Origin of the sequence: Jannaschia sp. M317, from assembly GCF_025141175.1 — a bacterium.
In the GTDB taxonomy this organism is placed as follows: domain Bacteria; phylum Pseudomonadota; class Alphaproteobacteria; order Rhodobacterales; family Rhodobacteraceae; genus Jannaschia.
Window position 1 is genome coordinate 102,389 of the sequence record NZ_CP081157.1, and the last position, 15,015, is coordinate 117,403.

The window sequence follows — 15,015 nt, forward strand, 5'->3', positions numbered from 1 at the left end:
CCTGACCGCAGGAGGTGGCCATGAACGTTCGAGAAAAGACGATACCCCTCGTTCGCGACCCTGTTTGCGGCATGGAGGTGAACCCGTCCGGTGGTGAGCCCGTGCACGTGCATGACGATCACCGTTATCACTTTTGCTCCGATCGTTGCCGCGATCGCTTTGCCGTCGCGCCGGCGGATTACGTGGAAGCGACGGATCCCGTCTGCGGCATGGCCGTCAATCGTGCCGCAGCCGAGCATCTGTCGCGCCATGACGACGAGGTTTTCTATCTTTGCTCAACGCCCTGCAAGGAACGGTTCGAGGCTACACCCGACACCTACCTCAAGGGCAGGCCCACGCCGGAGCCGATGCCGGCAGGCACCACCTACACTTGTCCCATGCATCCCGAGGTCGAGCAGGTCGGACCCGGCGAGTGCCCGATCTGCGGCATGGCGCTGGAACCCAAGGGCGTGCCGCCGGTCGACGATGGGCCAAATCCGGAACTCGTGGATTTCACCCGCCGCTTCTGGGTCGGCGCGGTGCTGTCGGCGCCCCTGGTCATCATCGCCATGGGGCCGATGGTCGGGCTGCATGTCGAGAGCTTCATCGCCGCGCGCGCGGTGCGCTGGTTCGAGCTGATCATTGCCACGCCCGCCATCCTGTATGCCGGCTGGCCATTCATCGTCCGGGGTTGGCGGTCTTTTCGGACTTGGAACCTTAACATGTTCAGCCTGATCGCGATGGGGGTGGTTGCCGCCTACTTGTTCAGTGCCGTGGCGGTGATCGCGCCGGGACTTTTCCCCGCAGGCTTCCGCGACCCCCTGAGCGGACAGGTCGGCGTCTATTTCGAGGCCGGGGCGGTGATCGTCACTCTGGTGCTTCTGGGCCAGATCCTGGAGCTTCGGGCGCGCGAGCGTACCGGCTCGGCGATCCGGGCGCTGCTGGATCTGGCGGCCAAGACGGCACGGGTGATCCGCTCCGACGGTAGCGAGGCCGAGGTCTCACTGGAAGAGATCGCAGTGGGCAACCGGGTGCGCGTCCGCCCCGGCGAGAAGGTGCCCGTCGATGGCGAGGTGGTCGAGGGATCCTCCTCCGTCGACGAATCGATGATCACGGGCGAGCCGGTGCCTGTCCAGAAGGCACCGGGCGACGCGGTGACGGGCGCGACCATCAACGGCACCGGGTCGCTGGTGATCGAGGCGCGGCGCGTCGGGTCCGACACGATGCTGGCGCGGATCGTGGACATGGTGGCGGCGGCGCAGCGCTCGCGCGCGCCGATCCAGAAGCTGGCCGACACGGTGGCGGGCCGCTTCGTGCCCGCGGTCATCGCGATCGCCGTGCTGGCCTTCGTCGCTTGGGCGATTTGGGGCCCGGCGCCGGCGCTGGCCTACGCGCTGGTGTCGGCCATCGCGGTGCTGATCATCGCCTGTCCCTGCGCGCTCGGGCTGGCGACGCCGATGTCGATCATGACGGCGACGGGGCGCGGTGCGCAGGCGGGCGTATTGATCAAGAACGCCGAGGCGCTGGAGGGCTTCGCCAAGGTCGACACGCTGATCGTGGATAAGACCGGCACGCTGACGCAGGGCAAGCCCGAGCTGGTGGCCGTGCTGCCCGAGGGCGGCATGGAGGAGGCGGAGCTGCTGCGCCTCGCTGCCGCCCTGGAGCGCGGGTCGGAGCATCCGCTGGCCGAGGCCATCGTGCGCGGCGCCGAGGCGGGAGGCCTGTCGCTGCCCCAAGCTGAGGACTTCGAGGCAGTGACGGGCATGGGCGTGCAGGGCACCGTCGAGGGACGCGCCGTCGCGCTCGGCAACGCCCGGATGCTGGAGGGGCTGGGGCTGGACGCTACGGGGGCCACGGCCGAGGCGGGTGCGCGCCGCGACCAAGGCGAGACGGTGATGTTCGTCGTGATCGACGGCGCCCCCGCCGGCCTGGTCGCGGTGGCTGACCCGATCAAGGAGACCACGGCCGAGGCGCTGGCCGAGCTGCGCCGGCTGGGTCTGCGCATCGTCATGGCCACGGGCGACAACGCCCGCACGGCGCGCGCGGTGGCGAACCGGCTGGGCATCGACGAGGTCCGCGCCGACGTGCTGCCCGAGGACAAGGCGGCTCTGGTGGAAGAGCTGCGCGCCGGCGGCGCGCGCGTCGCCATGGCCGGCGACGGGGTGAACGACGCGCCGGCGCTGGCGGCGGCCGATGTGGGCATCGCCATGGGCACCGGCGCCGACGTGGCCATCGAGAGCGCGGGCGTGACCCTGGTCAAGGGCGACCTGAACGGCATCGTGCGCGCGCGGCGACTGGCGGTGGCGACGATGCGAAACATCCGCCAGAACCTGTTCTTCGCGCTGGCCTACAACGCCGCCGGCGTGCCGGTGGCGGCAGGGGTACTCTATCCGTTCCTCGGCGTGCTGATCTCGCCCATCTTCGCCGCTGCGGCCATGAGCCTGTCCTCGGTCTCGGTGATCGGCAACGCGCTGCGGCTCAGGGGGGTGCGGCTCTAGCCGCGCCGTCTGCGCCACGCCGCCCAGGCCAGGGGCAAGCCGGTGACGAGGCCCAGGCCCAGAACTGCCAGTCCCGCGCGCGTCGCGCTCTCACCGGTCAGGGCACCCCCAAAATGAGTCAGCAGGAACGAGGCCGGGAGGACGCCCGCGAGCGTGGCCAGGAAGAACCGCCAGGGCCGCAGCACCGTCAGCCCTGCCGCATAGGAGATCAGGTCGAAGGACACGAAGGGCAGCAGGCGGCTGACGAAGACCGTGCCCATCAGCGCCCATTGCGATCCGGCGAGGCCCTGCGTGATTCGGTCGCCGAAGCGTCGTCGCATCGCCTCGGCCCCCAGGGCGCGGGCGATGGCGAAGGCGATCATCGCTCCTGCCTGCGCGCCTGCGACCACGATCAGTGTGCCCCACCAGTGTCCGTAGGCCGCTCCCGCCACCAGCGCGATAGGAGCCGAGGGAATGGGGCTTGCCACGATCGCGGCCGTCATCAGCGCGATCAGCAGCAGGGGTCCCCAAGGCCCGGCCCGCGCGACCAGGTCGGTCAGCGCGCCCTCCCCCACCAGGCCGCTAACAGTATCGCCCAATGGGGTGAGCCAGAGCAGGACCACGGCCGCCACCACCAGGGCGGCGGCGAGCATGAGAAGACGTAAGGGGCGGCGGGGAGCGGTGGTGTCAGGCATGGAGAAATTCCTGTGGAACTTGGAGCAGGTGGGAGCTTCCCCCGCGGGAGGGTCAAGCGTCCCGTTCACGGTACCGTGATCGCATAGGGCGTTGACCTTCCGGCGGGGGAACACGCGATCGGTCTTCGCAAGTTCAAATCACCGGCGAAGCGTGGAACAGGCAGGAGGACCGATGCAGGACCAGAACACGAAGATGCAGGACCAGAACACGAACCCGAAACGACATAGCCGACGCGCGTTCCTCGCGGGCGCGGCCGCTGGAGCCACCCTGATGGCCGCTCCCCCGGTATTGGCTTCGCAGGACGAGGTGCGGCGCAACCTCGCCAGCTTTCGCGTCCACGACTGGCGCGACCATTGGGACGAGCTTGGCGCGGGCGTGATCCTGTCCGACACCATGTCGCGCATGCTTCAGCACTGGGATGCAAATGGGCGAATGACGGTCTACCCGACCTCCGTGCCCATGACCGACGAGCTGACACGGCGGGGCCATACCGAGGTGGTCCGCAAGAAGGTCGCCCCCTCCTGGACGCCTACGTCGAATATGCGCGAGCGCGACCCCTCGCTTCCCCAACGGGTCGAGGGCGGCGCGCCGAACAACCCGCTCGGCACGCATGCTCTCTACCTCACCTGGCCGGCCTACCTGATCCACGGCACGCACGACACGCGCAAGATCGGACGGCGGTCGTCCTCGGGCTGCATCGGCCTCTACAATCAGCAGATCGCCGAACTCTTCTCCCGCGTGCCCGTCGGCGTGAAAGTCAGGCTCATCTGACGTGCGCGTTCCAGAGGCGGCGCGGCCTTCAAACCCGTACTTGAGTGCGGGCTGCCTTTTAAGGGAACTTCGATGAAATCTGAATATGTGCCGGACAGCATCTCGCTTGCCGGAGCGATCGCCATGGGGACAGGGGTCATGATCGGCGCGGGGATCTTCGCCCTGACGGGGCAAATCGCCCAGCTCGCCGGTCCCCTCTTCCCGCTCTCGTTCGTAGCGGGCGCGTTCGTCACCGCGTTTAGCGCCTATACTTACATCAAGATGTCGAACGCCTACCCCTCGGCGGGTGGAATCGCGATGATCCTAGAGAAGGCCTATGGCCCGACGATCGTCGCCGCCGGCGCGGCCCTGCTGATGGCGCTTTCGATGGTCATCAACGAAAGCCTCGTCGCGCGGACCTTCGCGACCTACCTGCTGCGAGGACTGGGCGTCGACCCGGATGGCTGGCTCGTTCCCGCGCTCGGCGTGGGTCTCATCGTCTTCGCCTACCTGATCAACGCGGCCGGGAACCGGTCGGTAGGGCTGTTCTCGATCGTCATGGCCGTCCTGAAGGTCTGCGGCATTGCGCTGTTTGGCGTTGCGGCACTTTGGGCGGGCGGCGTCTCGTTCGAGGCCGCTTCCGGGGGAGAAACGACGGCCGCGCCAAGGTTCCTGGCATCCGTGGCTCTTTCAATCCTCGCGTTCAAAGGGTTCACGACGATCACCAACAGCGGTGCCGAGATCACCGATCCGCATCGTAATGTCGGGCGAGCAATCCTGTATTCGATCGGCATCTGCGTCGTGGTTTATCTCCTTGTGGCTTTCGCGGTCGGCTCGAACTTAACGCTTGCAGAGATCGTCGCAGCGAAGGATTACGCCCTTGCCGAAGCAGCCGGCCCGACTCTGGGACGGACCGGCTTCTATCTGACCGTGGCCTTGGCGCTGATCGCCACATCGTCCGGCATCATCGCAAGTGTCTTCGCTGTGTCGCGCATGTTGGCCATGCTCACGGAGATGCGTCTGATCCCGCACAGCCATTTCGGAATGCCCGGGGTCATCCGCGACCATACGCTCGTCTATACGGTCGTCATTGCGGCATTCCTGACCGTGTTCTTCGACCTTGCGCGGATCGCTTCGCTCGGCGCTTTCTTCTATCTCGTCATGGATATGATCATCCACTGGGGGGTGTTCCGACATCAGCGTCGCGAGGTCGGGGCCGCCGGATGGGTCCTGCTGTGCGCGATCTCTCTGGACCTTGTCGTCCTCGGTGCCTTCTCTTGGCTCAAATGGCAAACCGATCCGCTGATCGTCTTCGTAGCGATCGGGATGATGGCGGCGGTCTTCATCTTCGTCGGTGTCTTCCTGCGGGTGCGGCCCGCAGATGGCAGGGCCGACGCGGCCCTGCCTCACGATCACGGAAAATCTTGAACACCCGCTCGATAAGCGTCGCATGGTTCTCGGACGCCGTCACGTGAAGCCAAGCGGGCGCGGGCCTCAGTTCGCCGTGACATGCATGATCGAGCCGTTCTCGAAATCGGTAAGGAACACGATCGAGCCGTCGGCCAGCACGTCCACGTCGCGCACGCGGCCCTGGTTGCGCAGCAGGCGCTCCTCCTCGGCGACGTAGCCGTCCTCGCCGAAGGTCAGCCGCACTAGACCGCCGGGATAGAGCGAGCCGATCAGGAGGTCGCCTTCCCATTGCGGGAACATCTCGCCCGTGACGAAGTTCGCGCCGCCCGGCGCGATCACCGGATCCCAGAAATAGAGCGGCTGCTCCATCCCCTCCATGCTGGCCTCGCCGGTCCCGACCAGCTCGCCCTCGTACTGCTCGCCGTAGGAGACCAGCGGCCAGCCGTAGTTCGCCCCCGGCGCGGGCTTGTTGACCTCGTCGCCCCCGGCAGGCCCGTGCTCCAGCACGAAGAGGCTGCCGTCGGGGGCGAGGTCGGCGCCCTGGATGTTGCGGTGGCCGAGCGATCAGATCGCGTCGTCCCCCGCGCGGCCGACGAAGGGATTGTCCTCGGGGATCGAGCCGTCGAGGTTCACGCGGATCACCTTGCCGTAGGTTCGGTCCATGTCCTGCGCGTAGTCGCGATACTGCTCCGTGAAGTGCTCGCCGGTGGTGATGAACACCGTGCCGTCGCCGGGGAAGACGAGGCGCGAGCCGTAATGCATCGCTGCATCCGAAGGGGGCGACTGGACCCAGATGTCCTCGACGTCGGTCAGCTCGGTCATGTCGTCGGAAAGCACGCCGCGCGCGGCGGCCGTGGCGGACATGCCGTCGCCCATCGGCTTGGAATAGGTAAGGTAGATCATGCGGTCCTCGGCGAAGTCCGGCCCCGCCTTCACGTCCAGCAGGCCCGCCTGCGTGGCCCAGCCGGTCGACGGTTCGGCGTTGTAGACCTCCGGCACGCCGGCGATCGGGTCGTGGACGGTGCCGCCCGTCGTGACGTGGCGCAGGCGGCCGGGCCGCTCGGTCACGAGGAACGAGCCGTCAGGCAGCTGGTCGATGCCCCAGGGGTGGACCAGCCCGCCGGCCAGCAGCGCGGTCGAGGTCGAGGCGCTGCCCTCGACCAGCTGGGCGCGGAACTGGGCGTCGAAGGCGGGATCGAAATCGGTGTTGCGGTTGCCCCAGGTGAACGTGACGTCGGTCTCGCCATGGCCGGGGGGGCGATGGCCGGGGCCGCCGTCACGCCCAGAAGCAGCATGGCGAGGGGGGCTTTGAATGTCGGATGCATCGGAATGGTCCTCCTGTCGGGGCGGGAATGATCGCGCGGCGACAGCCAAACGCATCTTCCAGCGCGGGAGGGTTCCATGCGGGCGTGCCGCGCCGCCCCCGGGGACGGCGCGGCGGACGCTCAGCGCAGCTCGGTCACGGTGAGTTTGCCGTTCACGCGGTCGACCGCGAACTCGACGGCGGTGCCTTCGGCGAGCCGTTCGGCCATGGCCGGTTCGGCCAGCACGAAGACCATCGTCATCGCCGGCATGTCGAGATTGGTCAGCTCTTCGTGGATCAGCGTTACCTTGCCGGCCTCCGCGTCGAGCTTCTTGACTGTTGCCTTGACGAAATGGGCGTCGGCCAAGGCCGGCGCGGACGTGAGGGCAAGCGCGGCGAGAAGGGGTATCAGTCGTTTCATGGGGTTTGCTCCAGGGTTCTAGTTGACGGAAACGGGGCCGTGCATGCCGGACTCGTAATGGCCGGGCAGCAGGCAGGCGAACTCGAAGCCGCCGGCCTTCGAGAAGGTCCAGACGATTTCGGAGCTCTCGCCCGGCTCGAGGCGCACGGCGTTCGGGTCGTCGTGCTCCATTTCGGGGAAGCGCTCCATCAGCGCCTTGTGCTCGGCATTCTTCTCCAGGCTGTCGAGCACGAATTCATGCGTCGACATCCCGGCATTGGTGATGACGAAGCGGACGGTCTCGCCTTCCGCGAAGGACAGGTCGCCCGGCTCGAACACCATCTCGCCGGTGTCCAGCTCGCGCATCGTCATCTCGACGGCGCGTGTCGCTTCGGCGGCTTTGCCGGGACGACCGGCCGCCATTTCGTCGTCATGCCCGTGCTCGCCGGTGCCTGCGGCGAGGGCGGGCATGCTGAGCGACACCAGCAGGGTCGTCAGGATCGTAAGTCTGGTCATTTCAGGTCCTTCAGGTACCAAGGTTTGGGGGGTTCATTCGACGGTCAGACGACCGTTCATTCCGGCCTCGTAGTGGCCCGGAATCAGGCAGGCGAACGCGAATTCGCCTTCGTTCGCGAACGTCCAGACGAGCGTCCGGACCGCACCCGGCGCGACCTGCGCCGCGTATCCGGCCTCGTGGATCATCTCGCCCGCGCCGCGCATCGCTTCGCGGTGATCGGCGATCTCCTCGGGGCTCGCCATGACGAAGTCATGAGGCTGTGCGCCGTCGTTCGTCAGGACGAGACGGATCGTCTCACCGCGACGGATGTCGATGAATCCGACGTCGAAGGACATCGCCCCGTCCGGCGCATCCGCCATTGATATCTTTATCGTGCGGTCGATCAGAACCGGTGCGCCCGGGTAGCCGATCGGTATCGAGGCGGAATGGAGGGCCGGACCCTCATGCTGTCCGAGATGGTATTGCGACGCCAAGGCTGGGGCGGCGAGCGTCCCGGACATGGCGAGGAGGATCAGTGTCTTCTTCATCGTAAGACTTCCTTCTGCTCAAGTGTAGAAAGGTCAGTCGCGCATCGCCGGGGGCGGTGTCAGCACGGTCCGGGCGCTGTCCTGCCGGACCGGGTCGGGCAGGTCGCCCGTCCATTCCTGTGCCTCTGTGCCCGGCGGGTTCTCGTACCAGCCGGGATCGGCGTAATCGTCGGGCGCGATCCCTTCGCGGACCTTCACCACCGAGAACATGCCGCCCATCTCCAGCGGCCCGTGCGGGCCCCAGCCCGCCATCATCGGCACCGTGTTGGCGGGCAGCTCCATGCTCATCTCGGCCATGTCGGCCATGCCGGCGGTTCCCATCGGCATGTATTCCGGCTGCTCGCGGCGGATCATCTGCGTCAGGCGGTCCTTGCGCGCGCCGATGAAGGTGGGGATGTCGTGGCCCATCGCGTTCATCGTGTGGTGCGACTTGTGGCAGTGGATCGCCCAATCGCCTTCGTGCACGGCGTCGAACTCGTAGGCGCGCATGCCGCCCACGGGGATGTCGATCGACACCTCGGGCCAGGCCGCCTCGGGCGGGACCCAGCCGCCGTCGGTGCAGGTCACCTTGAAGTCGTAGCCGTGCATGTGGATCGGGTGGTTCGTCATCGTCAGGTTGCCCACCCGCACCCGCACCCGGTCGCCCTTGTTCACGACCAGAGGATCGATGTCCGGAAAGATCCGGCTGTTCCACGTCCAGAGGTTGAAGTCCGTCATCTCCATGATGCGGGGGATCTGGCTTCCGGGGTCGATGTCGTAGGCAGCCAGGATGAACGCGAAGTCGCGGTCCACGGGCATGAAGGCCGGGTCGCGCGGATGGACGATGAACAGGCCCATCATGCCCATGGCCATCTGGACCATCTCGTCGCCGTGGGGGTGGTACATGAAGGTGCCGGACTTCACGAGGTCGAACTCGTAGGCGTAGGTCTTGCCTGGCGGGATCGCCTTCTGGCTCAGGCCCGCCACCCCGTCCATGCCCGAGGGAAGGATCAGGCCGTGCCAGTGGACAGTCGTGTGCTCGGGCAGGCGGTTGGTGACGAAGATGCGCACCCGGTCGCCTTCCACCGCCTCGATGGTCGGGCCGGTCGATTGGCCGTTGTAGCCCCAGAGCCGGGCCACCATGCCATCGGCCATCTCGCGCTCGACGGGCTCGGCGATCAGATGGAACTCCTTCACGTTGCCATTCATGCGGAAGGGCAGCGACCAGCCGTTCAGGGTCACGACCGGGTTGTACGGCCGGCCCTGCACGGGCAACGGCGGTACGGCCGTGGCCGCGCCCCCGGCGACGGGTGCCTCGGGAACGGCGCCCTGCGAGGTCTGGGCCACCGCTTCGGCGGCCACCAGGGTAGCGCCGGCGGCGAGGAACCCCCGGCGGCTGAGATTCGAAGTCATGTCCATGCTCCTCAATGTCCAGGGTCTGCCGCGGCAGGCGCTTCGGCGCTGCCGCCACCGGCGGGTGCCATGGCCCCGCCGCCGTAGAGCGCGGCCGTCACGTTGGCCTCCGCCATGAAGTAGTCGGCGCGCGCGGCCGCGGCCGCGAGGCTCGCGTCGAGGCGCGCACGCGTGTCGGCCAGCAGATCGAAGGTGGAGGTGATCATGCCGTTATAGCTCAGCAGCGCCTCCTCCTCGACGGTGCGGCGCAGTGGCAGGACGCGGCCCTCCCATTGCCGCGCGATGCGATGCGCGCCGACCAGCGCGACATGCGCCTCGCGCGCTTCGGAGCGCACCTCGACGGCCTTCAGCGCCAGCAGATGCGCGGCGCGCATGTAGGCCGCCTCGCCCCGGCGCAGCCGCGCCGCGCCGTTGTCGAAGACGGGGATCTCCAGCGCGATCTCGGCGTCGAGGCCGATGGTCTCGTTGGTCTCGACGGCGCCGTCCTCCTCGCGCTCGATCTCGACGCCGAACGCCAGGTCGATGTCCGACAGCACGCGCGTCCGGTCGTCGAGCCGGTACTGCTGCGCGACCGCCTCGAGCTCCAGCGCCGCGGCGGCCAGATCCACCCGCGCCGCCAGCGCCTCGGCCTCCAGGCTCTCGCGCGCGGCCAGGCGGGGCAGCCCCGGCAGCGCATCGGGCACGAAATAGCGCAGGTCCGCGCCCGACAGGCCCATCACCCGCGTCAGCCGCTCCTTGGCGAGCTCCGCGTCCAGCCGCGCCCGCGCGCGTTGCGCTTCCAGCTCGGCGGCGAAGGCCAGTTCGCGGGCCTGACCCGCACGGTTGAGCGCGCCGGTCGCGCCCAGTTGCTGCGCCAACTCTGCCCCGGCCGCAGCCGTCTCCTGCGCCCGACCCAGAAGGGCCGACGCCTCGAAGGCCGCAACCGCTTCGATCCAGGCGCGCCGGGCCTCGGCGGCCATGCTCAGGGTTTCGGAGGCCGCGGCCAGCTGTGCCTGCCGGAAGCGGATATCGGCGATCCGGCTCCGCTGCTTGCGGGTCGTCAGGGCGATCAGGCTCGCGGCGACGCCGCCCTCGATCACCCGGTAGCCGTTCAGCGACGGGGCGCCGATGCCCAACACGCCCAGATGCAGGGTCGGGTTGGGCAGGAGCGCCGTCTGCCATGCCTCCGCGGCGGAGATGCTGATCTCCGCATAGGCGGCCTGAAGCGCGCGGTTGTTCAGCAGCGCAACCTGCACGGCCGTATCGGCCGAGATGGTCTTGCCCCGCACGATCGCGGCGACGCGCTCGGAGTTGGCCGCGATCTCAGCGGGGGTCTGAAGCCACACCGTGTCCGCTCCGGTCGCCTTCTTCGAGGTGCCGAACACCGAGGCGAAGCCCGCCCGCTCCTGCGCGGGTCCGAAGGCGGCCGGGGTGGCGCAGCCGCCCAGCAGCGCCGCGACGGCGAGGCCGGCGGTCAGTCTGCGGCGGGCGTTCATCGGGTCACCCCCGCAGGCGATTGCGCGTCGTTGAGGTCGCGCCAGTCGCCCGGCTCCGTCAGGGTGGCGGGCGTGTCGCGCATCGTCAGCGTCTTCGGCGCCATGACGGGCGCGGCAGGAGAGGCCGCCGGCGCCATCAGGCTGGCCGGAGGCAAGGGCGTGGCGGCCGCGCAGCCGGCCAGCGCCAGCGGCATGAGGGCCGCGAGTCGGAGGGTCATGAATGTGTCCTGTCCCGAAAGCATCGATCCTGTCGGCGTGCGGGTTGCGTCACGCCGGTCGTTGGCCCGGGCAAGCGCCGGGCGGAGCGGGATCAGGCTTGGGGCGGCCTTTGCGGCGCTTCAGGCCGGAAGATGACGAAGATCGTATCGAAAGACCGCCCGGCCGGGACACGCGCCAGCAGGTAGGCGACGCCGATCTCGGCGTCGACCAGCAGTGGTCCGGCGCATTGATGCGCCGTGCATGGCCCATGCGTGCCGTCATGCGACACCCCCTCGTCGGAGGCGTGCGGGACCACATGCGTGTCCGCATCACCCGCATCCACTGAGGGGCCTTCGATGGCCGCGCGCTCGGCGCAATGGGCACCGTGGCCCATGCCCTGAGCGGCGGCCTGCGTGCCCGCCAGCCCCGACAGGACCAGAAGGATCACGGCGCCGAATCGCACCAGTATGGAGGCCAGGTTTCGCATCGTCGGGAGGAGATGCGCCCGGACCCGAATCCTGTCAATCGGCCTCCGTGACGGGAAGGTTCGCAGGCAGCCGGGCATCGGCGGGCCGCCGCCTGCGCGTCACGGATCGGGGTCCATCAGGTAGGTCGCCATGGCCCGCAGATCGTCGTCGGTCAGCCAGGACGTGCCCTGCATCACCACCTCGCCCATGCCGCCGCCGAAGACGTCGCCTTCCGGCGTGATGCCGGAGCGCAGCGCATAGGCCAGCGCGTTCGCGTCCCAGCCGTTCGCCGCCAGGCTGATCGCGTCGATGGCCGGGGCGCCTTCGCCGCCGGGCAGGTCGTCATTGCCCGCGTAGCGCGCCGAAAGGTCGCGCCCGCCGAGCGCATTGCGCGGCGTGTGGCAGGCGGCGCAATGGGCGGCCCCCTCGACCAGCTCCCGGCCCCGGTTCCAGACGGCGTCCCGGCCCGCGACCGGCTCGACGAAGGGCGGATGCTGATAGAGCGCGCGCCACAGCTTCAGCCCCCATCGCTGATCGAAGGGGAAGCGCATGTCCGGCGGGACGGAGGCCGCGTCCGACGCAGGCACCGTCTGGAACGCCGCCCAGAGGTCGGCGACGTCCTGGTCCGAGAACCCCGCATAGAACGGATAAGGAAAGGCCGGGTAATACGGCTCCCCCTCGGGCGAGACGCCTTGGCGGACGGCGCGGGCGAAGTCCTCGACGTCCCAGTCGCCGATGCCTGCGGGGCCGGGCGTGACGTTGGGCGAGCGAATGGTGCCGAACTCCGTCGTCAGCGCCACGCCGCCCGCCAGCGGCGCGCCGCCACGCTCGAAATCGCTATGGCAGGCGATGCAACCGCTTGCGCGGGCCAGATAGGCACCCCGATCGGGGTCGCCCGCCAGCTCGATCGGGCGCGGCATGGCCCCGACCGGCCAGGCGATCACGGCGAGGACCGCGCCGCCGGCCAGGATGCCGGCGGCGGCCACGCCCCATAAAAGGCGGCGCATGTCAGTCGTCCCCGGCCCGGTAGCCGGTGTGGCAGGCCGCGCAGGTCTGGCCGACCATGGCGAAGGCCCGGTCGGCCGGCATCGCGCCGATCGCCTCGGCGGTCATCATGCCGCCGCCGCCGCCCATCATGGACCCGCCACCCATCATGGACCCGCCGCCGGAGCCGCCCATGGCCGCGCCACCGCCCATCATGCCGCCGCCGCCCATCATCGAGGCGCCGCCGCCGCCCGCAGCCGCGCCGCCTGGCGCGTTCTCCGCCGCCAGCGCCAGGCCCCGGGCGCGCACGGCCAACTCCTCGGCCAGCGCGGCGAAGCCTTCCGCGTCGGACCAGACCTCCGGCTTGGTCTTCGACGGCATGCCGCCGGTGCCCTCCTCGAAGAGGCTGACCATCGTCTCGCCCGAATGGCTCTCGACCATTGCGGCGAAGTCGCGCACGGCCGCCGGGTCGTAGTCGGTCGCGCCGCGCATCATCGGCGCCACGGCCTTCACGCCTTTGGCCATTTCCGACATCGCTTGCATGCGTTCGAGCACGACGCCGGTGGCGCCGGTATGGGCGACAGCCGCAGCCGCGGCCAAGCTTCCGGCCAGCGCCAGAAGGGTGATCTTCGTTTTCATGTCGTTCGTCCTATCCAGAATTCGGTTTGCGGGCGGACCCGCAGGGTCTTGTTCAGGACAGGCCGATGGGGACCGGCGGATCGCGGCCGGGCTGCGCCTGCGGATCGACGGGCCGCGCGGCATGGCGCACCGGACGCGCCCGACCGGGCATGCCGCCCTGATGGGGCCTCCCGATCCAGACCGCGGTCGGCTTGCAATCCGGCTTCGGGTCGCAATCCGGCGCGGAAGCCTTTGCGTCATGGACATGGGATTGGTCGGCCGCGACGGCGTCGGGGGCTTCTCGGTCAACAAGCGACGGTGCCGTCTGCGCAACGTAGCCCGCCAGCACGAGGGCCAGCGCGATGAGGACCCGCGACACGATCACGGGGCGAGGTTCGTTGGGTGGTTTCTCATCTCGGTCCCCTGCCCCGGCGGACGGCTGTGGAGGCCGCGTTCGCGGTCCTTTTTCCGACCGCTCGCGCCTTCCCGCGCTGGAGGGTCAAACGCCGATCGATCACGGAAGCGTGAGGAGTGCGCGGCCTGATGCGACTTGACCTTCCCGCGTAGGAGCGTGGTGCAGCGTGGAGGATCTGATCTGCAAGGGAACGCGACGATGAAGCGACTGGCCGGACTGAACCTGATGAACCTTGGGATGATGGCGTGCTGCATCGTGATGCTGGCACCCGTCGCGGCGTTCTTCCTGCTCGGCGGGACGATCACCGGCGCGGCGAGCCTGGCCGCGGCCTTCGCGCCGCTTGTCCTCTGTCTTGCGGTACACGGGGCGATGTTCCTACTGATGGGGCGGTCCTGCCATGGCAAGGCGGACGACGATACTTTGGCAGTGCGCGAGGGTGAGACCGACATCCCGGCGGTGGCGCGGCGGCCTTTGACGGCGCAGTCAGAACTGGCCTGACCAGTCAAGGTTCCGACCGGGGCGTCAGCCGGTCGGCCCGCAGGAACGCCGCAATGCGCGCGCGCCGGTCGGTGTCCGGCCCCTCCAACCATCGGCCGAGCCAGCCCCGCGACAGGACTTCCAGCACTTCGTCCATCGCCTGCGCCGCCATCTGGGCACGCGGGTCGGCCGGTTTCGTTGGCAGCGCCTGGTCCAGGCGGTCCAGCGCAACGCTGAAGGCCTGGGACTCGGTCTCGCCGTGCAGCCGGTGCAGCACCGGCAAAGTCCGCATTGCCGAGGCCACCGCCGATAGCGGCGATGCCACGAGGTCCAGCGTCCGGTCCAGCGCGGCCTCCGGGTCGGCCCCGGCCGCCAGCGCCGCCGCATGCGCCCGCATCGCCGCGACCACCGCGTCGCGCGCCGCCAGCACCTGCGAGATGGTCGAGACCGCGCCGACCGAGAACGTCAGCACGATGAACCCCGTCAGCGACGCCCCCGCCGTCAGCAGCCGCGCCGTCGGGCTGTCGGGCTCGTAGGCGCCGAAGCCCAGCGTCGCGACCGCGTAGGCCGCGAGGTAGAGCCGCTCCCACGGGCTCGCGGGCGCGTTCGAACTGGAGATCAGGATCCAGCCCTCGGCCCCCTGCAGCACCAGGGCCCAGCCCGCGATCAGCGCTGCCACCACGGCCAGCGCGCGGGCCGGGACCGAGACGGGGCCGATCGCGCCCAGGATGGCTCGCCGACCGCTCAGGTGGAACAATCGCAGCATGCCCCGGCAGATGGCGAATTCGGCGGCGGTCGTGAACGGCCCGGCCCGCAGCGGTGAGCGCACCAAGGAGCGGAAAACGTCCCATAACGCTGCGAGGACCAGCGCGACGCCCGCGAGGAACGCGAAGACGGCCATCATCGCCCCCTCGGGACGTCGCATGCCAC

General features: G+C 69.1%; 16 protein-coding genes and 1 pseudogene. 4 read left to right on the forward strand and 13 right to left on the reverse strand.

From position 1 onward, the window contains the following. The first annotated feature begins 20 nt into the window (after positions 1 to 20). Positions 21 to 2,477: a heavy metal translocating P-type ATPase gene (locus K3551_RS19030; RefSeq protein WP_259919997.1), complete on the forward strand. Its 2,457-nt coding sequence runs from the start codon at positions 21 to 23 to the stop codon at positions 2,475 to 2,477. Here K3551_RS19030 and K3551_RS19035 read toward each other — a convergent pair. After that, entirely contained in the window at positions 2,474 to 3,151 is a 678-nt protein-coding gene (locus K3551_RS19035) for a TVP38/TMEM64 family protein (protein WP_259919998.1), read from the reverse strand. The two genes, K3551_RS19030 and K3551_RS19035, sit on opposite strands and share 4 nt — an antisense overlap. A gap of 172 nt (positions 3,152 to 3,323) precedes the next feature. Here K3551_RS19035 and K3551_RS19040 point away from each other — a divergent pair, with 172 nt between their 5' ends. Further along, on the forward strand, positions 3,324 to 3,923 hold the full coding sequence (locus K3551_RS19040; protein ID WP_259920000.1) for a L,D-transpeptidase: 600 nt from the start codon (positions 3,324 to 3,326) through the stop codon (positions 3,921 to 3,923). 72 nt (positions 3,924 to 3,995) lie between these two features. Further along, positions 3,996 to 5,330, forward strand: a complete 1,335-nt coding sequence (locus K3551_RS19045) for an APC family permease (RefSeq protein WP_259920002.1) — start codon at positions 3,996 to 3,998, stop codon at positions 5,328 to 5,330. Positions 5,331 to 5,396: 66 nt separating this feature from the next. Here K3551_RS19045 and K3551_RS19050 read toward each other — a convergent pair. The 11 genes and pseudogenes from K3551_RS19050 to K3551_RS19100 form a co-directional block, all read right to left on the reverse strand. Beyond that, positions 5,397 to 6,692: pseudogene (locus K3551_RS19050) on the reverse strand (PQQ-dependent sugar dehydrogenase). A 65-nt stretch (positions 6,693 to 6,757) separates the two neighbouring features. Further along, positions 6,758 to 7,036 (reverse strand): copper-binding protein, encoded by a 279-nt coding sequence (locus K3551_RS19055; RefSeq protein WP_259920004.1) that lies wholly within the window; start codon positions 7,034 to 7,036, stop codon positions 6,758 to 6,760. Between the two features lie 18 nt (positions 7,037 to 7,054). Beyond that, the gene (locus K3551_RS19060; protein WP_259920006.1) at positions 7,055 to 7,531 is read right to left on the reverse strand and encodes a cupredoxin family protein; all 477 of its coding nucleotides are present in this window, start codon (positions 7,529 to 7,531) and stop codon (positions 7,055 to 7,057) included. Between the two features lie 33 nt (positions 7,532 to 7,564). Continuing rightward, entirely contained in the window at positions 7,565 to 8,059 is a 495-nt protein-coding gene (locus tag K3551_RS19065; RefSeq protein WP_259920008.1) for a plastocyanin/azurin family copper-binding protein, read from the reverse strand. 33 nt (positions 8,060 to 8,092) lie between these two features. Then, entirely contained in the window at positions 8,093 to 9,451 is a 1,359-nt protein-coding gene (locus tag K3551_RS19070; protein WP_259920010.1) for a multicopper oxidase family protein, read from the reverse strand. Positions 9,452 to 9,462: 11 nt separating this feature from the next. Next, on the reverse strand, positions 9,463 to 10,926 hold the full coding sequence (locus K3551_RS19075; protein WP_259920012.1) for a TolC family protein: 1,464 nt from the start codon (positions 10,924 to 10,926) through the stop codon (positions 9,463 to 9,465). Next, on the reverse strand, positions 10,923 to 11,144 hold the full coding sequence (locus K3551_RS19080; RefSeq protein ID WP_259920014.1) for a hypothetical protein: 222 nt from the start codon (positions 11,142 to 11,144) through the stop codon (positions 10,923 to 10,925). Before K3551_RS19080 ends, K3551_RS19075 begins: the two co-directional genes overlap by 4 nt. 92 nt (positions 11,145 to 11,236) lie before the next feature. Beyond that, on the reverse strand, positions 11,237 to 11,572 hold the full coding sequence (locus K3551_RS19085; protein WP_259920016.1) for a hypothetical protein: 336 nt from the start codon (positions 11,570 to 11,572) through the stop codon (positions 11,237 to 11,239). 138 nt (positions 11,573 to 11,710) lie between these two features. Then, positions 11,711 to 12,598: a cytochrome c gene (locus tag K3551_RS19090; RefSeq protein ID WP_259920018.1), complete on the reverse strand. Its 888-nt coding sequence runs from the start codon at positions 12,596 to 12,598 to the stop codon at positions 11,711 to 11,713. Between the two features lies 1 nt (position 12,599). Further along, a complete protein-coding gene (locus K3551_RS19095) occupies positions 12,600 to 13,214 on the reverse strand; it encodes a cytochrome c (RefSeq protein WP_259920020.1) in 615 nt (204 codons plus the stop codon). A gap of 52 nt (positions 13,215 to 13,266) precedes the next feature. Further along, on the reverse strand, positions 13,267 to 13,578 hold the full coding sequence (locus K3551_RS19100) for a hypothetical protein (protein ID WP_259920022.1): 312 nt from the start codon (positions 13,576 to 13,578) through the stop codon (positions 13,267 to 13,269). A 228-nt stretch (positions 13,579 to 13,806) separates the two neighbouring features. Here K3551_RS19100 and K3551_RS19105 point away from each other — a divergent pair, with 228 nt between their 5' ends. Beyond that, entirely contained in the window at positions 13,807 to 14,106 is a 300-nt protein-coding gene (locus K3551_RS19105) for a DUF2933 domain-containing protein (protein ID WP_259920023.1), read from the forward strand. Between the two features lie 4 nt (positions 14,107 to 14,110). Here K3551_RS19105 and K3551_RS19110 read toward each other — a convergent pair whose 3' ends face one another. Continuing rightward, positions 14,111 to 14,989: an ion channel gene (locus K3551_RS19110; RefSeq protein ID WP_259920025.1), complete on the reverse strand. Its 879-nt coding sequence runs from the start codon at positions 14,987 to 14,989 to the stop codon at positions 14,111 to 14,113. Positions 14,990 to 15,015: the final 26 nt, after the last annotated feature.